This is a genomic window from Sediminibacter sp. Hel_I_10, assembly GCF_000688335.1.
GTDB lineage: Bacteria > Bacteroidota > Bacteroidia > Flavobacteriales > Flavobacteriaceae > Psychroserpens.
This window is the reverse complement of the sequence record NZ_JHZX01000001.1, coordinates 218,359-242,467: the sequence shown is the minus strand read 5'-3', so window position 1 is coordinate 242,467 and position 24,109 is coordinate 218,359. Positions and strand designations below refer to the sequence as shown.

Genomic DNA, 24,109 nt, shown 5'->3' with positions numbered 1-24,109 from the left:
AAAAAAGAGTATTCCATTACATTGTAACAGAAACATTTTGCAAGAAAATTTTTGAGAAACTTTAGTACTTTTAAAAAAGATTTTAGAAAGATGAATTAAGATGAGGTTTTTAGAAAAACTACAAAATTAGAACTAAAAAAAATACTGTGCACAACAAAGTACTGTGGTAAAAAACAAGTAAAAACCCATTAACTTTTAAATAAAACACTTGGATAGGTTGCATCGTAGATCAAACCTGATTTAACAATAAATGAGAGTACTTATAATAGCTGTAAATGCTCATTATCTGTTTTGGATACTATTTGATCAAGATAGGGGATTAGGTTTTAGCTTTTGATGGTTTGATGTTGGTTTATCTTGTAAGCTTAAGGTGTAAAGGCTTATATTTGAGGGGGTATAACGAGTTAGTTTAAATTAAAAAAACATCCGTAATATTTAAAAATTTGTGATTAATGAATTTGGAAAGTCACTATAAAAAACTTTACAATGAATCAATAAGTAAAATATCTTCCGACAGTTACGAAATTGACGAATTAATAGATTCTAAAAAAGACAATAGGTTTGGAATAACACTTTTGATAAGACCTTCAATTGAGATAAAAGAAAAAATTCAAAATTTTATAAAAGAAATTAAGAAGATTGAACCGAATCAATATTATTATCCAAACTCTGATATTCATATTACTGTAATGTCAATCATTTCTTGTTAAGATGGATTTGACATAAAAAAGATTGATTTAGCAAACTATATTGAATTGATTGAAAAATGTATTGTAGAAAAGAAAGATATAAATATCACTTTTAGAGGAATTACGGCCTCACCTTCTGGCATTATGATTCAAGGATTTATTGATAATAACGAACTAAATGCTATTAGAGACAGGTTGAGAACAGAATTTAAAAACTCTAATTTGGAACAAAGTTTAGACAAAAGATATTCCATACAAACTGCTCACTCAACAATTGTTCGATTTAGAACGGAATTAAGTCAAAAGAGAAAATTATTAGAATTTTTGGATAAAAATATTAATTACGATTTTGGAACTTTCAAAGTAAATGAATTTGAACTTGTTTATAATGATTGGTATCAAAGAGAGAAACACGTGAAAGAAATATACAAATTTGTTACGGAAAAATAACGTAGCCTAACACCGTGTAAAATAATTGTTTTGTTCTCGCCTACTTGTAAAATCCTAAAGATTTTTAACTGATTCGTTCCATTTTTAATAAGTTAGTTGCTCAAACGCGCAACTCTCCTTACATATTAACGTTAGCCATAATTAAGACCAAACAACCAGAATTCAATAACTTAACGCAACAAATTTAATCTTCTAGATTTGTAAAATGGAAATAAAAAACACACCATTTTTAAAGTCGTATAAGCATAAGAAAGGTGAATATTCACATAGGGCTATAGTTAATTAATGCTACTTTAAAAGTGGAAGCCTCCTTTGTCCCTTAATAAAAAGCCCCAGCCCTCTGCTATAAACCGTTGGTCATGCCCATATGCTTAATGCTTAATACAGGGTTCACCCGTAGGTAATCCATAGGTGACCCGTACAAACCCCATTTCATGCCCATATCAGCCTTATGTCGCATCCACGTAAGATCTTGGTAGTCTTCTAAAATGATCTTTATATGGCCCTAAGCAGTCTTATGAGCAGATCTGTTTATAGAAGAATGCTGTTTCAGGTCATAAAAGTATGGCCTAAACGCTTATATTTGATTGGATATAACGAGTTGGCAACAATATTAAAAAGGATTATGAATAAAATAAAAATCATACTTTTTATACTCATTGGTATAAATTTAACCTTTGCTCAGATAGAAAAAAATACTTACCAATTAAATTCAGTAGAGAATCTCTTGACAGACGATGTTAAACAGGTTTTAGACTCAAATTTAAACGATAAAAACGTAGTCTTTTTAGGAGAATCAAATCATTACTTTGGTTCTGACCTTTTAGCCAAAACTGAATTTGTAAAGTTTTTGGTTCTAGAAAAAGGATATAAAGATATCGCGTTTGAAAGCGACTTTTTCGGACTTTATTTTGACCATAATAATAACATTAAAACGAACCTATATCCTTTTTGGTCTCGTTCTATTCAAGGTAAAGAATTATTTGAATTTTTGAGCGAACATAATGTAACCATATGGGGTTTTGACAATCAGATGACATCTGGTTACACATATCATAATTTTGCGAACCAATTATCTCATATTTTAAATGAAAATTCTATTGATCTTGACAAGGACTTTATTGAATTAACCGAGACTTTCATTAAGAACAGAAGCGACGCATACAATGTGGTTGGTAAATCAAATCTGCAAATATTAGTTAATGAAATTGAACGAATATTAAAAAATGAAAAAATCGCTAAGAATAAACTATGGGTTCAATTTTTAAAAAGTTACAAAAGCGATGTTCTCATTAGTTTGACTAATAATAGTACACAACAAGCAATACCGATCAGAGATAGTCAAATGGCGAAAAACTTGGATTTTATAGTTAATTCAATGCCCGATAAAAAATTCATAGTATGGTTACATAATTCTCATATGATAAAGGACGAGTATGGAACTCAAAGCGGTCAAACTATGGGTTTTCAATTTATAGAAGAAAATCCTCATATATCATATCATATCGCATTTTCGTCAATAAATATGCCGTACAGAAAACCTAAACTGATTAAAAAATACAGTAATGACGATGCAAACTTATTACACTTTTTACCTACAACACAAAAGAATTATTTCATTGACTCAAAAGAAATCATTGTTGAAAATCCTGTTTATCAACAAAAAGAATTCGAAGGAATGTTTGTTGTCGACGATAACAAAATAAAAACAAACTGGTTCAAGCATTATGATGCTTTGGTTTTTATATCAAGAGGAGAAGACATCATATTTGTTGAATAAAATACTGTTGCTAACAAAGCCGTATATAATTTATTGCTAGTTCTCGCCTACTTACAAACATCTTATCTTTTTCCCTCTGTCAACGTGCGCTTTTGATATCGCAATTCGCTATCATGCTGTATCCCTGAAACGACTCGCAAATTTCATGAATATATTCATTTTTTTATATGTTAATCGATTAAAAGAAATAGGAATTTCCTGAGGATTCTAGAAGATTAAAATCACAATTTTAATTTACTGTAATTAACCTCCTTTTTTGGAATTTAGGCTTATTTTTGAACTTATTTAAAAACAATTATCATTAAAAAAAGTCTGCTAATCTTGTTTTTTATAGGTCTATGGCAAACTACTATGTTTGGCAATACAACTGCCTATTGTGATTCTATTATTAAAGTAAGTGTTGACTTAATGCACAGCAAAAAACATGTAGCTTCTTTGGGGTTACTGGCTGAAGTAAAAGAAATTGCAGAAAAGAACAAATGGTACAAACAGTTGTTTTTAGCCCAAAATAATATAGGGAACAACTACTTCATGCTTCTCGATTATGGGGAAGCCTTAAAACAGTATCTTGAAAGTTACAAAACAGCTACGACTTATTTAGACGGTACAGAAACAATGATTGTGCTTAATAATATAGCTATTTTGTACAGCAAAGAAAAAAAATATGACCAAGCCAATACCCATTTCAACAAAGCTTTTGTTCTAGCTAAAAAACACAATGACTCTTTAAAAATGGGGCTTTATTCAATGAATTTAGGTCTTCTAGCCAATGAAGAGAATAAACTAACTAAAGCTCGAAATTTTTTTAAAAAATCATTGCAATTTACCGAAACACCTGAAATAAGAGTGGCTACATTGGTAGGGCTTTACACTAATGAGCTGCTTCAGGGGAATACTCTAGAAGCTCGTTTAAATGCTGAAAAGTTGCTCTCAAATTTAAAAGAGGAGCAAAATAATGACAACAGAATTGATTTATCAGTGCTAATTGCCAGAGCCTATTTAACGGAAAATGATTTATCCGAAGCTTTAAAATGGACTAATGCCACGTTTCTTGAAAGTCCTGATTTAGAAAAGAAAATCGATTTATATGATTTACTCTCTCATATTTACTTTAGACTAAAATCCTATAATTTAGCTTTTCAATATAAAGATTCTGTTGCGCTTTCAAATATAAAGTTCAACACCATTAAAAATGGTAAGTTATACGAAAGCAGTGAAATCAAATTTCAAATTCAGAATTACAAAGAAAAGATTATAGAGAAGGACACTAGAAACAAGAATGAACGAAAGCTCTTTTATTTTATTTTAATTGCAATAATATTTGCCCTAATTATTTTAGTGTTGATTTTTAGAAATTATACTGTAAAAATGAAGCAAAAGCAAGTGCTTGCAAAAAGAGAACAGCAAATCACAGCAGTTAAACTTGAAAAAGAAAAAGCCGAAAATCAGTTACTAATTGAAAAAGAAAAAACAGCAATTTTAGAACGAGAAAGCTTGCAAAATGATATTCAACTCAAAAATCAAAAAATCCTATCTAAAGTTTTATACATTTCGGGGAGAAATCAATTGCTTCAGGATATCATAAAATCTTTTGCAACGCATTCTACCATAAAAGAAAACAGTACTTTCAAAAAAGATATTCAAGCTTTAAAAGAACATATAAAAACAGATGATAGTTGGGAAAATTATGTCCGTCATTTTGATGAAGTAAATCAAGGCTTCATCAAAAGATTAACCGAAAAACATGCCGACTTAACCGTTACTGATATAAGATATATTTCATATGTGTACATGAATTTGGATACCAAAGAAATTGCCACCATGCTTAATATAACTCCTGCAGCATGTAGAAAAAGAAAAGAAAGAATTGAAAAACGATTAGAACTTCCTGCTGGTGTTTCATTCTACTCCTATTTATTAAGTATATAAATCAAAAAGCGATAGGGTAGATTTGGTTTAAAAAATATAAGAAATGTCCCTCTTTCTAAACTTGTCACAGTTTGTATATATGCATGTCACAATTTGTCACAATTCAGTAAGGCCCTAATAACGTTGGGTTCACTAATTTCGAAACAATTAATTAAAATTTATATTATGAAAAAAATTTTACAAATTCTTGTTTTTATTAGTGGATTGGTAAACGTAATTGCTCAAAGCCCACAAATTGAAGGTGACGTAATGCTTTGTCCGTGGACGGATGGTACGGCAGCGGTAACCACAAATCAAACTTATGACACCTACCAATGGTATTCTAAATATTGGTTTGATTCAGAGCCATTTGTAGCCATTCCTGACGCTACATCTGCCTCTTTTACTTATGATTGGTTTACGTATGATCAATCGCTTTTTAAAGTAGTAGTTACCTTAGGAAACGATACCTATGAATCTAACGAAATCCAAATTGATAGTTACGCTTGGGCTAGTTTAACCATTATAAACGATTTGAACCCAAGTGTTTCTGTTGATAATACTAATGGTAATTTTTTATTGTGCCCAGGAGGTAGTTTTAACAATACACTAAATAGCCCTTATGACACCAATATACAATGGTATAAAGATGGTACCGCTATTTCTGGTGCCACAAGTATTTCTTATGCTATTACAGAACCAGGAAGTTATTATGTAGAGGCGGCTCCTAGTTTTTGTCCAAATAGTTCAAGTAACAATCAAGGTATACCTATGATTGTTGAATTAGATACCAGTTGCAGTTTAAATGTTAATAATGAAGAATTTGAAAACAGTATTGATTTATATCCGAATCCTGTAATCGGCAAACTTAATTTAGATATACGTAATGATGTGCAGATTAAAAATTATAGTATTATTGATTATTCTGGAAAAGTATTGATGAATGAAAACAAAGGAATTAAAACAACTAATATTTCAATTGATGTAAGTGATTTATCTTCAGGTTTGTATATTTTAATAATTGAGAGTGCTTCGGGTAAAGCAATCAAGAAATTTATAAAAAAATAAATCAAAAAACCCGAACAACAATAATGAAAACAACCTCTAAAGTTAGCTTTAGAGGTTTTTTATAACTTATTTATAAATTTCTAGTAATTCTGTAAATGAGCAATAGTTTAGAATCCCTCTAGTGTACTTCTGTACTAGCCAGACTTTTAATTTTGTAGAGGATAACTCATTCAAGCTGCTATATCGCCTTAATAACAATTCTATTCCACATTTTAGTTTGATAAACATTTCTTAACCTAACCATGACACCTGTTATAGATACCAATTATACATTAGTGGTCTTGAAAAAACCACATGCATACTCCTAAAATTTACTATCAAATCATTTACAGCTTAGCTGCTTGTGCCATTAGCATAATCTTAATATCTTTTTGTTCTATAGATAAAGAAAACCAAGGAAAAGCTTTCATAAAAAATGAATTGCTGAAATCTCATAAGGTTTTTATGGAGCTGGACGCCATTGCTGAAATGTATCAAAATAATAATGCTGAAATTGAAGATTTAAGAAGTGCCACTGAAAAAGCGAGACTTCAATTTAAGCGAATAGAGTTTTATGTAGCGTTTTATTTCCCAGAATACACCAAAAAACATTTCAATGGGGCGCCTCTTTTGCGTTTTGAGTTTGGAAATTCTAAATCGGTAGTAGAACCAGAAGGACTTCAGGTTCTGGACGAATTGGTGTTTTCTGAAGAAGCTCTTGAGAATCGATATGTCATTTTTGGTTTAGCTAAGAAGATGCAGAGTAGTTATTTTATGTTATTTGATCGCATCAGTAATAAAAATGTAGAGGATGATGACCTATTGGAAGCCATGCGTCTGCAATTAGTGCGCATTTATACATTAGGACTTACTGGCTTTGATACACCGGGATCGTTAAATGGGATTAAGGAATCGCAATATGCTTTAGAAGGTCTAAAATCATATATTGTCAATAGCATCTTTGAAGAGCGCAACACTAAGGCTTATCATAACTCTATTTCATTTTTTGATGCAGCAATAGAATATTTAGAAACTAATACAGATTTTGAAACTTTTGATCGATTGGAATTTTTGAAAAAGTATTTGGACCCTTTGTATAAAAACTTAAGGTCATTTCAAATCAAAAAAAACAAAGAGACAGCTTCTAAATATCCATCTTGGAATAGCAATAGCGAGTCTCTCTTTTCTAAAGATTTTCTGAATCCTTACGCATTTACTGAACTAACGGAGAAAGAAGATAGTGATGTGCTCAAGCATTTAGGAGAAAAGCTTTTTTACGACACCAACATTAGCGAAGATAAAAGCATGAGTTGCGCCACTTGCCATCAACCAGATAAAGGGTTTGCCGATGGTCTTCCAAAATCAATGAGCTCAATTAATGGCCAGACTGTTTTAAGAAATGCGCCCACCTTACTGAATGCCGTATATGCCGATCGATTTTTTTATGATTTAAGAGCTTATTCTTTAGAGCAGCAGGCAGAACATGTCATATTTAATCCAGCCGAGTTTAACACAGTTTATACTGACATTATTGACAAATTAAATAATGATCAAGAGTATAAAGGTGCTTTCAAAAAACTATTTGGGGATAACGGTATAGATCGAAAAAACATATCTAAAGCTTTGGCATCATATGTGCTGTCCCTACAGTCTTTTGATAGTGATTTTGATAAATACATAAGAGGAGAAATCAATATATTACCTGAGGATGTTAAAGATGGGTTCAATCTTTTTATGGGTAAGGCAAATTGCGCAACCTGTCATTTTGCACCTACTTTTTCCGGACTGGTTCCGCCGTTTTATAATGAGAATGAAACTGAAATACTTGGCGTTCTTGATAATGAAAATGGTTCCGTTACCGATGTGGATAATGATAGGGGTAGAATAGAAAATGGTATTTATAAGGAAGAAGTCTGGATTTACGATAAATCCTTTAAAACAACTACAGTGAGAAATGTAATCTATACTGCACCTTATTTTCATAACGGTGCCTACAAGACCTTAGAGTCTGTTGTGGATTTTTACAATTTGGGTGGAGGCGCTGGGATAGGGGCAGAGGTTGTGAATCAAACCTTACCTTCAGATCCATTGAATTTGACAGATCAAGAAAAGAAGGATTTGATAGCATTTATGAAAGCCCTAAGTGATAATCCGGCGAAAATCAATAAAAATAACTAACCTTGAAACATTATACTATCAGTTCTTGGGCGAGAAAAGGGTGGATAGGGAGTGTCATGGCATTGGGTACAATTGTGATTTGGACCTTATTGAGCGCTCATACCTCAGAATATGTGAATCGACAGGACGATACCACGATTGCTTATAAGGTCTTTTTAGATAAGGAGTTAGCTGCCATTTCCTTAAACATAGAGCGTTTACAAGATGTAGCCAAAGCATACAAAACCGGTGGCCAAAATTTGGAAGAATTACAGATGCGGGTGGCGAATACGAGAATGGCTTATAAACGCATTGAGGGAATGTTGACCTATTATTTTCCAGAACATATAGATGCTTATATCAATGGAGCGCCCTTAGATCATGTAACGCCAAGACCCACTAGTAAAGATTCAAAGGATCTAAATTATTATTTAGGATCTGTAGAAAATTATAAAAACTCTTTACCCTTAGATATGCTAGAAGCAGGTCACTATAGCGGAAACACATATGATATATTACCACCGGTAGGCTTGCAACGTTTGGACGAATTGGCTTTTTCTGATGAAGCACCAACGAAAATGGCAGAACTTGTGACCTTGACAGACCAACTCCATACATCCTTTAATGTGCTTAAAGAAACTTTAATTCTTCGGAAATACTATTACGATTATGAAGTGATAGAAGCTTCAAGATTGCAAATCGTCCGAATTCTAGGACGAGGAATCACTGGTTTTGATACCCCGGGTTCGTTAAATGCCATGCAAGAAGCAGCGGCATCCCTTTCTGGAATAGCAGACTTACTGCAGCCTTTAATTCAAAAAAGCAGTATAGATACCCAGAATTCACTTCAGATCCGTTTCCAAAAAGGCAAACAATATCTAAAACGGCATGATAACTTTAATAAGTTTGATAGATTGGTGTTTATCAAGTCGTATCTAAACCCCCTGTACAAAGGTTTATTAGAGTTGCAAATGGAATTGCAAATTCCGTCGTCGGCAGATAAATTCAATACCACTCCCTCATGGAACGCCAACAGCAGTAACCTCTTCGACGCAGAGTTTTTGAATCCTTATTATTATAGTATGCTCAAGGCATCAGAGGATGGTCCACAGTTACAGCAGTTGGGAGAGCGCTTATTTTTTGATACTCAATTAAGTCATGGTAATACCATCAGCTGTGCAAGCTGTCATGATCCACAACGTGCCTATGCCGATGGCGAAGCCACCTCGCTTTCCAGTGTTCAGGGCAAACGTCTCGCTCGGAATGCCCCCACACTTATTAATGCCGTGTTCTCAGACCGTTATTTTTATGATTTAAGAGCCCTTGATTTGGAAGACCAAGCAGAGCATGTGATCGCAAGTCATATGGAGTTTAATACCAGCCACGAAGAAATAATAGAAAAACTCAACCAAGATAAATCCTATGCTCAAGGTTTTAATGCTGTCTATGGAACCGATAAAATTAATAGGTATCAATTTTCCGGAGCACTCGCTTCATACGTGATTTCCCTAAACTCGTTTAATAGTGATTTTGATAAGTACATTCGTGGTGAAAAGGATCATTTAGATCCTAGTGCCAAGCGAGGCTTTAACCTTTTTATGGGGAAAGCCAATTGTGCTACCTGTCATTATGCACCTACTTTTAGCGGACTCACACCACCTTTATATAGAGAAAATGAAAGTGAAGTGCTTGGTGTCTTGAAAGAGCCAGGATCATTTCAGGTGGATCAAGATTTAGGGCGTATGGAAAATGGAATCAAAAAAGACCATCAGAACATTTATAACCGGTCCTTCAAAACTACTACCGTACGTAATGCAGGGTTAACAGCGCCTTATTTTCATAACGGTGCTTATGATTTGTTAGAAGACGTCATCTCATTTTATAATTCTGGAGGGGCCGCAGGAATAGGGCTATCTTACGAAGTTCCCAACCAAACCTTATCGCCAGAGCCTTTAGGTTTGTCTGATAAGGATATCCAGGATATCAAAGCCTTTATTGTGTCTTTAAATGATGTTCCTGACACATCTCATTAAGGGAATTTTGATGTAAACCTAGTGTTAACCAAAAACATCAATTTTTTAACAAAGCCTACAATTACATCTCTTCTTTACCAATTTAAAATATTGTTTTTAAGCAGGTTATTGTTGTTAGTGAGTATTCTACTTGTAGTATAGCCCTTTCATAATTCTTAAACAAGACTCACTTATTACCGAAAGGTTAAGAATCTCAAAGAACTTAACAATCAGTTGATTTTTAGTTAAAGCGCACGCAGGAATTGCAACCTAATTTTGGTGTATTAATTATTCAATCCATAAAAACTAAACAACTAAAATGAAAAAAACTGTACTATGCCTTAGTCTATTGTTTTCTCTATGTATGAGTTTTGGTCTAGAAGCCCAAACGGTCATTCCCGGAGATTCTTTAGTATTCGGTCCCATGTTCAGCCCTGTCTATGAAAACAAAGTCAGGGTTTGGGTGCTCACCAAAGAAAACACAGGATCTGGAGATGAAATTTCCTTATCCATGACTGCTTCTGAAAACCCTACAATCGAGATTGCAGGAACTGTATTTAATTCCGATGACCGTTTAGGGTATCACCTCCGGTCTTATGAATTTGAAAATTTGATCGTAGGGGAAACTTTTACGGCGGGCTTACAAGTAAATGGCTTATCAACAGCCAGATCTTCAATGATTACTAACGGCCAGAACCTAATTGACGATTTTGAATTCTTGGCAGGTGGTTGCGGGCGTATTTACGATACCTCCAGATGTATCGATGTGCCGGAATCCTTGACACATATTAATGGTAATCCTGAAATGTTCAACCACATGGCTGAAGAAGAAAGTGACCTTATGGTATGGCTAGGAGATGCTACTTATTTATTGGGGTTACAACATGCTATGGGCCAATGCCCTGATGGTATTGATGACTGGGCCAATAAAGATATGGCCTTTGATCGCTATATGTTTTACAGACAATTTCACGATGAGTTAACTATGGCGATGCCACAATTGGCAATTACCGATAATCACGATACGGGGCCTAATGAATTTGATAAAACCATGCCTACCTTACCAGAGATGCGTGAGATTTTTATGGATTGGTGGCCAAACCCAGAGTACTTAAGTACAACAGAAGGCCAAGGCTTACACTCATCTTACGTATATAAGGATGTAGAATTTTTTATGACCGATAATAGAAGTTATAGAGATGGTACTGCCGATCATTTTGGTGATGAGCAGTTGGAGTGGCTAAAACAAGGATTGCTAAATTCTACAGCAACCTTTAAAGTAATCATCAACGGTACACCAACCTTCAGACCAATTGGAGGGCGTAATTTCAGCGTGAGCAATCAGGCTGATGAATTGTTACAGTTCATTCAAAACAATAACATCAATGGCGTCCTGTCCTTTTGTGCAGATATCCATAACCAACGGTTTATGGTGCGAGAAGATGGAAAGTATCCTTTATATGATATCATGTCGGGTAATATCAATTCAGATATCGGTGGTAATGGTGAAGCGGGTAGCTACGCTATCAATTACAGTGCTGGTAATGATATTATGTCTGGTGTAAAACATGGTTATATGAGAACCAACGTCTATGGTGACGAAGGGGATAGACGTATGAAACTGGAATATGTAGGTTTTGATGGTGAGACCTTCTTTGAAGAAACGCTTCATGAAGATATGTTGACCAGTCAAAATTCGGATGCATTAAACCTGTCATTGGCATTTTCCAATGACGTGACAGATGCCTCTACCTATGCGCATGCCGTAGAAGGGACTAACTATACCTTCGGTGCCGACAGAGATGGCAACGCCAACAGTGCCTTGGTGTTGGAAAATAGCGCCTTAACTGTGCCTGCTGCCAATGAATTAGCATTCCAAAACAAAGCATATAGTGTGAGCTTTTGGGTGAATCCAAGCAGCTTAAATGACAATGGGTCGAGCATTCTATCCAACGGGGAGGCTAGTGCAGGAATGACTTTCGGACTATCGGACAATGGTAACTTAACCTATACTGACCATGCAACCGCAACAACTTATGAAAGTAACTATAGCGTATTGGAAGACTCTTGGTCTTTCATCACTTGGAAATATGACAATGTGCGTCGTAAGTTATCTTTGTATTATAATGGCTTTTTAATTCAAAACTGGAGCAATGTCTTGTCACCTGAAGCTTCTCCTGCAGCATTGACCATTGGTAACAATTTTGAAGGGAAACAATTTGCAGGACGTCTGGATTCGGTCATGTTGTATGGTCGTCTGATTTCTGATACGGATATTTTAGGTGAAGCCAATGTGGAAACCAACAGAGGTGAAGTTCTTAAGCTGAACGGTGGCCAACAAACATTAATCCCAACCGATTTAGTGAATCCTATTTTAGACGGTAGCCATACCATCGAATTCTGGGCAAAACTGAATACCGACCCTGGAACCAACGCTACCATTTTTTCAACACATGGGCGTATCAACAATAATACCACTGGAATTTCCTTGGAATTTCCAGATAGCAATCAACTAAACGTGGTCTATGGCAATAATACTTCTGGATGGAGCACCATCTCTAATCAAGGCGATACTTGGTCCGTAGGAGAATGGAACCACGTGGCAATCACTGCTACTGCTGGTGGTACGGTGGCCTATTATTTAAATGGCAACTTTGTTGCTGATATGCCATATGGTGGTTATGTACCAAACACCTTTGGTATGGGGCTTGGTTATAGTTTCAATTATAACAATAACTCCATCAACACAGAAATGGATGAGTTTCGTTTATGGGACAAGGCATTGTCTGCTGAAGAAATTAAGTCTGCAATGCACCATCCATTGCAAGGAGATGAAACAGAGCTGGCGTTATATTATGATTTTGCACCGTCTTCAGAAACTGAAACAAGCGTCATAAGTCAAGGATCTATTGACTATGATATGGATATTACTACTGCAGAATTAGCAACAGCTACATCTCCAGTAGGAAACATAGCAGTCGAATATCGCGATGAAGTGTCCGGCAAATGGAGTAAAAACAATAGCATAATGAATCATGGCTTAAGTTTTCCTGAAGACATTAATTTATTTACAAGTAACATCGTGGTAGGGAAACATGAAGATGCTACTATAGCAGAAGTGCCTTTAATGCCAGAGGTGTTTTACTTACAAGGAGGGTGGAAAATAGATCCATTAAACCGTCCGTTCGCCACAGTCAAATTTAATTTGACTGAAACCTTAGGGGATGCTGCAAATAGTGTAGCGACAACAGCTGGTCATTACTATCTTCTAAAGCAAGATGAGAATGCTGAAGGTTTAACCATGGTTGAGGAAGGTACTTTTGACGGTACTAATGTGACGTTTTATAATGCTAATTTGGAAGAGTCTGTGTACTATCTGGCATGGGAAGAAGGTGAGTTTGTACCTGGAAGAGGTGGAGCTTTGGCTTTATCTGATGGGCATGATATAGAAATTCATTATACGCCAGTTGAGATTGCCTTTGGTGGCGCACATACCATCGAATTTTGGATCAACTTAACAGAGGCCCCTAGTGGAAATGATAAGACCATCATCTCAAACCATGGACGCATCAATAATTTGACTACGGGTCTAACGCTAGAAGTGGGTTCCAATAATGTGGTAAACGCTGTATATGGCAATAATACCAGTAATTGGACTACGGTTAATTCAGGAGAAGGATTGCAATTGGGTGAATGGAATCACATTGCAGTGACAGCAACACCAAACGGTCAATTACAAATGTACTTAAATGGCGAATTGAAGGGATCAACGCCTATCACAGCCTATGCACCTAATAATACTTGGGAGTTTAAGTTTGGTACAAGCCAAAATTATGGTGGCGACTTTAATTATATGATGGATGACTTTCGAATATGGTCTGAAGCACGTAGTCAAGATCAAATTATAACAGATATTCACAAAGTATTGGATAACCAAGGGGAAACTTTAAAATATTATTTTGCCTTTGACCAAGAAGATAATGGCACACTTGTCAATAATGGCAACAATACCGCTGTGGATATCCTGTATACCAATGCGTCTATTTTGGATGCTACAAGCCCTGTCGCAGAAGCAACCGAAGGTTTTGAAGATAGCGTTAATGCGAGCTGGAGTTATATTAGTGAAGCTGCAGGCGGTATGTATGTAGATAATACCATTGCCGATTTTAACGAGAATATCATCTTTGGTAGAGACCAAAATAATACCATCAATACGTTACCAGATGCTGCAGAAGAAGATACTTACTATATTACTGGGGGTTGGAATCTGAATGCTATGAACATCACTACAGCAGATCTTGCTATCGACCTCTCAACAGTATTTGAAAACGTAAGTATGGTAGATGCTACAGTGGCAGACTATCTATTGATCAAAGGCGATCCACAGGCGGCTTATGAGATAGTATCCTCAGGCGCTACGGCAACTGATGGTGTCGTAATATTTGATGAAGTAACCATTACTAATGGTAATTACTTTTTAGCTTATGAAGTAGATGTTACAGCTGCAATTGATGAACAAGGTGGTGCTATAAATTTAGCAGGAAATCATGAAGTGTATATTCCTAAAGAAGGGGTAAACGCAGCACTGTCTGATGAGTTTACTATAGAAATGTGGGGAAGATTAAATGCGCCTGCAGGAAGTAACGACAAACTTTGGGGCTTTACCTACTATGGTGGTGGAGAATTTGGAATTGAGATGGAATTCGAAAGCAACCAAAAATTGGTCACAACTCGGGGTAAAGGTGTCAATGCAGGTTGGCAGCACTTGAATTCTGATCACGTCTGGAATGTAGGAGAATGGAATCATGTGGCTGTTACTTTTGTGCCCAACGGAAGTTTTAAATTTTATGTGAATGGCGAATTGGCCTCTAGTGTAGAGAATGCAGGGACCTTCGTAGATAATATATATGACTTGGCTTTAGGGAAAAATATCTTCAACAATGGAGAAACCAATGCATCTATCGATGAATTCAGAATCTGGACCAAAGCGAAGACTCAGGCAGAAATCAAAGCAGATATGTATCAAACAATAATTGGTACTGACGCCGATTTATCCTATAACTATACCTTCAACCAAGAAGACAACGGATTCTTGATCAATACAGGCACAACCAATGTGGAAGTAGCCTATACCAATGCCACAATCATTCCAGCAACCGCACCAATCCGAGTGATGGAAGCACCATTCAATACTGAAGTGACGGGTAGTTGGAGCATCAAGAATGACAATGGTAATGGCTTGTATTATGGTGACGTAATCACTGACTATAGCACGAACATCGTAGTTGGAAAAGAAGAGGGTGAAGACGTGCTACCAACAGTAGATGCTGCTACGACCGATATCTTATACTTGAACAGCAGATTTAAAATCGATCCGTTGTTTATCGCATCAGGCACTGTAAAAGTGGATGTATCTCAAGTGTTTGATAACTTAAACCAAGTGGAATTGATTGCCAATGAGTATTACTTGTTGTCAGGCGATCCAAGTGTAGCAGTAGAAATAGTAGCGTCTGGAATCAAAGAGAACAACATCATAACCTTTGAGGGACTGGCCTTTGACGAAGTGCCGCTATACTTGGCATGGATAAATATCGACGAGTATCCAATAGGGACTTTCCCAATAGCATCTGGTGGTTTATGGAAGTATAACGACACAGGGGCTGATTTGGGTACCGACTGGAGAACAAATACTTATGACGATAGCGAATGGGTATTCGGAAATGCCATCTTAGGCTACGGAGACGGTGTCGAATCCACAACGTTGGATTTTGGTCCAGATTCCAGTAACAAATATCCAACCTATTATTTCCGTCATATTTTTAATGTAGAAGATGCTTCTGCACTCGGCAATTTAGTATTTAATACTACATTTGATGATGGTTTGGTGGTCTATGTAAATGGTAGCGAGGCCTTTAGGTTGAACATGCCAGAAGGTGATATTTCCTATGACATGTATGCAGCCTCCACTATAGATGGAAGTGCAGAATCGGAATGGACAGAAACTTTGACATCTAATTTGTTACAGGATGGTGAAAATGTCATTGCGGTTGAATTGCATCAAAGAGGTGCAAGCAGCTCTGATGTGCGTTTTGATATGGAAGTGAATTTTCAATTACCAGCCTTGGAAGTTACTAGCTATCCGGTAATTAAAGATGAAGAATGGTACTATATGGATGAAGGCACCGATTTAGGAACAGCTTGGCTAGCTCCAGATTATGATGTCATTCCTTGGAACAGAGGAGACGCACCGTTCGGTTATGGAGATCCTGTAAATACAGAAGTATCCTACGGTCCAGATGCAGGTAATAAATATATTACGACCTATTATACAAAAGATGTTGAGGTCACATTGAATGATTTGACAGAGCTTGTAGAATTTGGATTGCGTAGGGATGATGGTGCTATTGTATATATCAATGGTATCGAAGCCTTCCGAAGTAATATAACAGACGGCACAGTAGATTATCAAACAACAGCAAACGCTGCAGTCGATGGTATCAATGAAAACATTTACTTTATAGAAAATGTTTCGAAAACACTATTTGTAGAGGGGGTTAACCGTATTGCTGTAGAAATACACCAAGCGAATGCTACAAGTTCTGATACACGTTTTGACTTGTATATCAAGAATACACAAGATTTAACAGTGGATTGTACCGAAGACCATATAGGGTGTTTAACTTCTATTGCGCCAACCTCACAAACCAATAATTTGATCATCTCTCCAGAACACGCTTTTCAAGTGATTATGAAAGAGGGTGATCAATATTCCATAGGTGGTGGTAACATGCCAGGAAACAATGACTTCACGGCCTATGTGGCCATCGAGGGCAGTAGCGAATTAGGGTATTTGTTCGTCAATCAGGAAAACACACCTGGTGGGGTGTCTATGTTGGATATTCATTTTAATACCGAGACCCAACTTTGGGAAGTAGATAATAGCCAAGCGGTCGATTTGTATGATGAAGATTTGGTGACAACCACACGTAATTGCTCTGGAGGGATTACGCCTTGGGGTACTGTGGTAACAGCTGAGGAAAGCACAAATTCTGGTGATGTCAATGGAGACGGTTACCAAGATGTAGGTTGGTTGGTAGAAATCGATCCTGCAACAGCATCTGTTATGGATTATGAAAATGACGGACAAAAAGATAAGCTTTGGGCAATGGGACGAATGAATCATGAGAATGTGGTCATTAGTCCAGATGCGACAACAGCATATTATGGGGAAGATGGTGGTACCAATTGCGTTTACAAATACGTTATGGATACACCGGGCAACCTTACCGAAGGAACCGTGTATGTCTTGCATATGGACTTACCATTGTCTGGCAATGACCCAAGTTCTGCAACAGGAACCTGGATCGAAGTGCCTAACGATACACAGTCCGATAGAAACAACATCAATACCATTGCAGCCAACCTTGGCGGTACAGCGTTTAATGGTGTGGAAGACGTGGAAATCAATCCTATAACAGGTCAAGTCTATTTCGCAGCGAAAGGCTTAAGCCGTGTGTACCGATTTACGGATAACGGTAACACCCTAAGTAATTTTGAAACCTTTGTAGGGGGTATGAACTATGAAATCACTACAGGCAATGGACAACAATCCGAACCTTGGGCAGGTGGAAATGACAACCTGACCTTTGATGACCAAGGGAATCTTTGGGTACTACAGGATGGTGGTAAAAACTACATATGGGTAGTGAGACCAGATCACAAACAAGGAACACCAAATGTGGAATTGTTTGCCTCTATGCCAGCAGGTTCAGAACCAACAGGATTGACCTTTACACCAGACTACAAGTATGGATTCTTCTCTGTGCAACATCCTAGCGGAAGTAATGCACCACAAGAAGATGCTACAGGAGAGGACATCACTTTTAACGCATCAACCACAATTGTATTTGCGTTGGAAGACCATTTAGGAGAAAGCGCGTTGAATGTAGAATTGCCACAAGCTGTATCAGGACCAAAATTATATCCAAATCCAACAAATGGATTGGTGACCTTGGATTTTGGAACAGCAATAGTAGGTCAGGACATAACCATCGAAGTGCGTGATATCTTGGCGAGACAATTGATGACCTATCAAAACCTTCCATTGGAAGGAAACACAGTAACATTGGACCTAAGCACCCTGAAAGCGGAAAGCCAAATCCTGTTATTGAGTGTCAAATTGAATCAGCAAAGTTATCATTTTAAAGTACTTATGAAATAAGTACTTCACATTTAATAAAATGATTTTTAATTCATGTTTAGAAGCCGACAGCAGTGTCGGCTTCTTTTCATATTAACAAAACTACCTATGCGTTATGTTATTTTTGTATTATGGATCTTTTGTGGTCTCACAATGGAGGCACAGAATGCCAATCCAAACGAGGCTCAAGTGTACAGTAATCTTACAACAGCGTTAAAAATACCAGAAGATGTCAAACAGTTAAGTTTAAGGGATCAGCACTTGTTTTATTTGCCTGATAATATTGGGGATTTACAATCATTACTTTTTTTGAATGCCATGGGAAACAATCTGGAATCCTGGAATCCAAATCTATTAGGGTTAAATACATTGGAAGTCTTGATTTTAAAACAGAATGATCTCAATTACATTCCCAAGGATATCGCGAAGCTAGATCATTTGATACTCTTGAATTTGGCAAAAAACAAACTCACAGACATCCCAGAAACTCTGGGGCAATTAAAAGATTTACAATTTCTACATTTGTCATTTAATGATATTACAGAATTACCAGAAACCATTACCAACTGTAAGCAATTGGAAGTATTGGAGCTAGATAACAATCAATTACGGTTTTTGCCTCAAAATATTGCCAAGCTAAATGGCCTAAAAACACTCAACTTGGGTTACAATCAGTTTTATGAGTTTGATCCAGCTTGGTTAATTATAAAAAATCTGGAAACGCTCAACCTAGAACACAATCATCTCATAAAACTACCCACAGAAATAAAAAACCTAAAAAAACTCAAAACCCTAGTTTTAAATGATAATCAGCTCGAGAGTCTACCAGAAGGAATAGCCAAACTACCTCAGTTGGAGTTATTATTACTATCCAACAATAGCATTACCACATTTCCGAATGACCTTTCAGGGTTAAAAAATCTAAAAACCTTGATCATATCAGGGAATACAATCGACCAAAGTGAAAAAGAAAGACTTGTAAAGGAACTACCTAATTGTAAAATATTTTGGTAAGACAGTGTTTACAGTAATGCGGTCAACATCAGTTTAAGAAGTATATGATTTATTGCTAGTTATCGCCTACTTACAATCATCTTAGCGTATTTTCTTTATACACAATTACCCAGCAGACAAGTTCGTTAAATGAGTTAATAAATAATGAAACTAATTTGTACAATAACGATTTATCTCCGTTTATAAAAACAGTCATTTGAATATGTTGAGAAGTCTTCGAGATTTAGCCAAATTTGGTTATTTACCTAAAAAGCAAAGAAAAGTAAAAGACACGGTTGTTTTAGGTCTTAAATTATATCTGATTCTATGGCTTCTGAAAGCAATATGTTTCGGCATATCGTATTTTTTGGATTATTATAATATCTTCAAAATACCAACCCATGTTAGTTTTCAACTCTTAAGAACATACCATCCACTATTCCAAATTACCTTAATTGCTATTGTGGCACCAATTGTTGAAGAATTAGCATACAGACTTGGTCTAATTTTTTCTAAAAGAAATTTAACTCTAACTATTACTGGCATATCTTATTTTGCATTTAAGAATTTTACAGAATTAGATAGAATTTATTGTATAATGCTGTCATTGGCCTTAGGGGTGATTTTTTTTTAAGCTTAAATCAAAGCACTGTGGTCAAGCTTTCCGAATTTTGGAAAAATAACAGACCTAAAGTGTTCTATGGGTTACTCCTAATATTTGGACTAATGCATTTGGTCGATTTTGAAATAACGGTAGAATTATTAATCTTCTCATTAATAGTCATATTACCAAAGCTTGTCGCTGGATTTATTTACAGTTAAGCGAGATTAAGTTCAGGAATTGTTTTAGCCATATGCTTACATAGCTTAAACAATGGATTACCTAAATTAATCCAAATGCTAACGGGATAAAAGGTGCCATTATAAAGTTTCTAAAAGACAGCGGTAGTTGTTAATGCAAATATTTAAGATTTTTGAAAATCATGGATTATCTCTTATTTACAATATATGCCAACAACTATTAGTAATACATCAAGCAATTAGTTGTTTCCTACTAATAAACCCCAATAAAGAGCTTTAAACCAAAATATCAAACCGATTGATACCTATGCAACCTTCGTTCTATGAGTTTATATTTTATTATCCCCAGAGGCGTCAGCACATCATGCCAAGTACGATTTAAATAGTTGCAAATACTCTTGATCTACTTTGGGAAATATTTGAGCCGGATAGGGGAGTGAGGTTTGTTTTTTTGATTTTTGGATGTTGGTGTATCTCGTAATTTTTAGGTGTAAACTATTAAATGGCATGAGATATAATTAATATGCCACCTATTCCTAGTGAGTAACAATAGCCAAGTTGAGTCGTCATAATTATAGAAATCAAAAAAATGATGACAGAAACCGTCCAAAAAAAACCAGGTAGAGTAAAAATTTTGGCTGTCTTTATCCTAACTATTATAATGGGATACGGTTTGTTTATATTACCAGATATATTTTTCGGAGTAACTAAAATAAACGGTGGGAAGATTGGAATTAACTTACTGCTTATAGCTTTGTTTCAATTTGTATCAATCTTGATTTTACTTTTCACTTCACTCAAAGTATTAAGAAAAGACTTTAAATATATTGGGCTTGAGTGTTCCAACTTTAAAAGTGATATCTATTTAGGACTTTTATTCGGAGCCCTGTGGGCTATACTTCAATTTGTTTTGATCATCCCTAACACAGGTGGTGCAAACCGAGCTGATATCGCAGGAATGTTAGATATGTACGACGGAAGTTTGGTTGGTACAATCTCCTTTATAGCTTTAGGTGTAATTGGTGGGGGAATATCGGAAGAATTATTTAACAGAGGTTATTTCATTAAAATTCTAAAAGATGTTTTTAAAAACCCTAAAACTGGTATTTGGATTTCCTCAATTTTATCAATTATCATTTTTTCTTTAGGTCATATGCCAAATGATAGTTTGGCCTGGTTTGATATTTTAGTTCCCACTATAATGTATACGTTACTATTCTTAAAAACAAAAAGATTGACCGCTTCAATAGTAGCACATGGCATTTATAATATGTCAACGATTTTATTAGTATATTATATTTACAATTAATAAAATTGAAAAGAACATCTAGGCTCTTCCCTTTAGTTTGTTTTCTTTTATTAATTTAGTTGCTTACAAACGTAACTGCCTACATGCGATTAACTAACTTTCATTCTAAAATACGTTGACTAAAAATTAAACACTTCAAGCTTCCGAGAAATTTCCGAAAGATAATTGAAAAAAAGGGTTTCCTTAATGATTCAATGTCTAACCGTTAAGTAGAAGCTAAAATCATATATTAGATTTTGAAATAGATATGTTTAAAGCCAATCTTCAATAAGAAGTGTTTTGCACTATAAGCAGTAGGTGAAATGTTCAACTTAAAATTCATAATATGTTGCTATATATGCAAAGCCCTTAAAAGCTTTATTTGAATTTTGATCTTAAAATGGCCATATCCTTGCTCACTTTCATATCCAAAATTTTAGCATAATGTTGGGTCGTCTTTAAATTGGTGTGACCAAGCATCTTGCTTACAGATTCAATAGGCACACCGTTTGTAAGCGTAACCGTAGTTGCGAAAGTATGTCTGGCCAAATGAAAGGTTAGGTTTTTAGTAATACCAGCCAAAGTCGCGATCTCTTTAATGTAAGCATTCATCTTTTGATTGCTTAAAACAGGTAAAACCAAATCTTTCTCGTTTAATACTCTATTATCTTTATATTTTTCAATAATCGATTTGGCTATAGGCAAAATTGGAATATTACTTCTGGTATCTGTTTTTGAACGTTTTGTCTTGACCCATTGCTCACCATCCATACCTAAGCTAATATCCCCTTTATTTAATTTTTTGACATCTGCGTACGCCAAACCAGTAAAGCAACAGAAAATAAAAATATCTCTTACTTGATCCAAACGCTCCATTTTTAAATCAAGATCTATGATTTTCTGTATTTCTTCTTCAATAAGAAATTCACGTTCCACAATTTTGAGTTTTCCTTTCCAGTTCAGGAAAGGATCTTTATGGATCCAATCGTTGGCGTAAGCAATGCGGATTATTTTCTTAAAATTGGTAATATATTTAACAGCAGAGTTATGAGCACAATGCCTAACTGTTTTTAGATAATATTCTAAACCCGAAATAAATTCATGATTAACATCCTTAACAGGGATGTCTTTTAAATTATATTCGAGTTTTATATAATCAGCAACATGATTTTTTGCGGTTTTATACCTTTCGAGAGTTCCAGCAGCAAATTCTTTGCCAACGAGTTTTTCAACCTTGTTATTATGGGACTGAAAAATTTCTAAAACCATTTTGTGCTTAGCGTTCTTGCCTAAATAGGCATTTTTAATTATTTGTGAAGTGATTAAATCATTATTGTCGAATAGAGTCTGTTGAATCTTATTGATTTTTACTTTAATTGAGTCCATGTAATTATTAAGTTCTCGAACATCTGATGTTGTACCACGAATTTTTCCAGCTTCAGAGTTCCATTTCTTTAATAATACCTTCCTCTTTATACTTAATTCACTGCGTTTTCCATTTACAGTAATCCTTAGATAAATAGGAGCATTTCCATTTGCATCGACGTCATTTCCTCTAGGATAGAAGAGGACCGAGAATCTTGTATTCATAGGTGCGTAGTTTTATACGCATTAAAAGTACAAAATATTTTTTTCGGAAAAGATTGTAAACATCTGGCAAGTAGTATTCAAGGGGTAATTCGGTGCGTATTTTTTGTCAAAATTTTACGCACCTAATGCCGCACCTTTTATTTGATATTTTATGTTTTTATTTGATTTAGACAAAAAATAAAAAGTCCCGTAAACATTTAGTTTACGGGACTTTAGTGGAAATTAATTAAATTTCTGCGGAGAATGAGGGATTCGAACCCCCGGAGGTGTGACCCTCAACAGTTTTCAAGACTGCCGCATTCGACCACTCTGCCAATTCTCCAAGTGTCTATTGCGTTTGCCTTTTTATGGAAGACTAACCAACCTAATTGAACAAAATGCATTTCCTTAGGCGGGTGCAAATATAGAACGCTTTTTTATTTCTTTCAAATAAATTTAAAGTTTTTTGAAACTATCCTTATCGCAGCATTGTTTTTATTTATGATTCAAGTGATTGCGAACCCAATTTCATACCTTATTTTTGCAAAAAATGTAGGTAATGAACATTATTGAACGTCTTCGTTGGCGCTATGCCACCAAAAAATTCGATCCCAACAAAACACTCTCCAAAGAGCAATTACATGTGCTTAAGGAGGCATTTAATCTAACGGCAACCTCTTTTGGACTTCAAACCATAAAATTAGTGGTGGTAGAGGATAAGGCCATTCGTGAAAAATTGGTGGAACAAGCATTTTTTCAAAAACAAGTATTGGAGGCATCTCATCTATTAGTAATCTGTATTCAAGACGATGTAGAAGGACAAGACGTTGAAAAGCATTTTGAAAACGTAGCATCTATTAGAAACACTCCCGAAACCATATTAAAGCCTTTTAGAGCAGATCTTAAAAAAATGATGGCCGATAAAACGGTTCAAGAGCGTCGTAATTGGTCAGTAAATCAAGCCTATATTGTTTTAGGAAATCTAATGACTGTTTGTGCTATTGAAGGAATTGACGCTTGCCCTATGGAAGGATTTAGGCCACAACAATTTGACGAAATTCTAAACTTAAAGGAACACAAATTACAATCGGTATTGTTATTGCCAGTAGGCTTTAGGGCCAAGGATGATATGTTTGCCGATTTTAAAAAGGTTAGAAAAGACCTCCAAAGCACCATCATAGAAATATAATTTAGACTTTGCATACGCTGAGCAAT

At 35.5% G+C, this 24,109-nt stretch carries 12 protein-coding genes and 1 tRNA gene; 11 read left to right on the top strand and 2 right to left on the bottom strand.

Translation table 11 applies throughout. The features are described from left to right. Positions 1-452: 452 nt before the first annotated feature. The 10 genes from P176_RS20635 to P176_RS0101045 all read left to right on the top strand — a co-directional run bounded on the left by P176_RS20635 (position 453) and on the right by P176_RS0101045 (position 21,346). Complete coding sequence (locus P176_RS20635) at positions 453-710, top strand: hypothetical protein (RefSeq protein WP_231481145.1); 258 nt, start codon at positions 453-455, stop codon at positions 708-710. A gap of 45 nt (positions 711-755) precedes the next feature. Continuing rightward, positions 756-1,139 (top strand): 2'-5' RNA ligase family protein, encoded by a 384-nt coding sequence (locus P176_RS20630; RefSeq protein ID WP_231481143.1) that lies wholly within the window; start codon positions 756-758, stop codon positions 1,137-1,139. A gap of 625 nt (positions 1,140-1,764) precedes the next feature. After that, positions 1,765-2,919, top strand: a complete 1,155-nt coding sequence (locus tag P176_RS0101090) for an erythromycin esterase family protein (RefSeq protein ID WP_197022123.1) — start codon at positions 1,765-1,767, stop codon at positions 2,917-2,919. A gap of 351 nt (positions 2,920-3,270) precedes the next feature. Next, positions 3,271-4,848, top strand: coding sequence for a tetratricopeptide repeat protein (locus tag P176_RS0101085; protein ID WP_026752967.1), 1,578 nt, complete (start codon positions 3,271-3,273; stop codon positions 4,846-4,848). Between the two features lie 165 nt (positions 4,849-5,013). Further along, positions 5,014-5,895, top strand: coding sequence for a T9SS type A sorting domain-containing protein (locus P176_RS0101080; protein WP_026752966.1), 882 nt, complete (start codon positions 5,014-5,016; stop codon positions 5,893-5,895). A gap of 294 nt (positions 5,896-6,189) precedes the next feature. Beyond that, positions 6,190-8,052, top strand: coding sequence for a cytochrome-c peroxidase (locus P176_RS18760; protein ID WP_051605354.1), 1,863 nt, complete (start codon positions 6,190-6,192; stop codon positions 8,050-8,052). 2 nt (positions 8,053-8,054) lie between these two features. Then, a complete protein-coding gene (locus tag P176_RS18755) occupies positions 8,055-10,064 on the top strand; it encodes a cytochrome-c peroxidase (protein WP_156032934.1) in 2,010 nt (669 codons plus the stop codon). Positions 10,065-10,362: 298 nt separating this feature from the next. Continuing rightward, complete coding sequence (locus P176_RS18750; RefSeq protein ID WP_081820651.1) at positions 10,363-18,264, top strand: LamG-like jellyroll fold domain-containing protein; 7,902 nt, start codon at positions 10,363-10,365, stop codon at positions 18,262-18,264. 87 nt (positions 18,265-18,351) lie between these two features. Continuing rightward, positions 18,352-19,257, top strand: a complete 906-nt coding sequence (locus tag P176_RS18745; RefSeq protein ID WP_037348604.1) for a leucine-rich repeat domain-containing protein — start codon at positions 18,352-18,354, stop codon at positions 19,255-19,257. 1,369 nt (positions 19,258-20,626) lie between these two features. Continuing rightward, positions 20,627-21,346, top strand: a complete 720-nt coding sequence (locus P176_RS0101045; protein WP_156032933.1) for a CPBP family intramembrane glutamic endopeptidase — start codon at positions 20,627-20,629, stop codon at positions 21,344-21,346. A gap of 357 nt (positions 21,347-21,703) precedes the next feature. On the opposite strand, the gene P176_RS0101040 is transcribed toward P176_RS0101045, so the two are convergent. Both P176_RS0101040 and P176_RS0101035 read right to left on the bottom strand, forming a co-directional pair. Next, a complete protein-coding gene (locus P176_RS0101040; protein WP_026752963.1) occupies positions 21,704-22,915 on the bottom strand; it encodes a site-specific integrase in 1,212 nt (403 codons plus the stop codon). A 237-nt stretch (positions 22,916-23,152) separates the two neighbouring features. After that, a tRNA-Ser gene (locus P176_RS0101035) sits at positions 23,153-23,237 on the bottom strand. Positions 23,238-23,453: 216 nt separating this feature from the next. Here P176_RS0101035 and P176_RS0101030 point away from each other — a divergent pair. Next, a complete protein-coding gene (locus P176_RS0101030; RefSeq protein ID WP_026752962.1) occupies positions 23,454-24,083 on the top strand; it encodes an NAD(P)H-dependent oxidoreductase in 630 nt (209 codons plus the stop codon). Positions 24,084-24,109 lie beyond the last annotated feature (26 nt).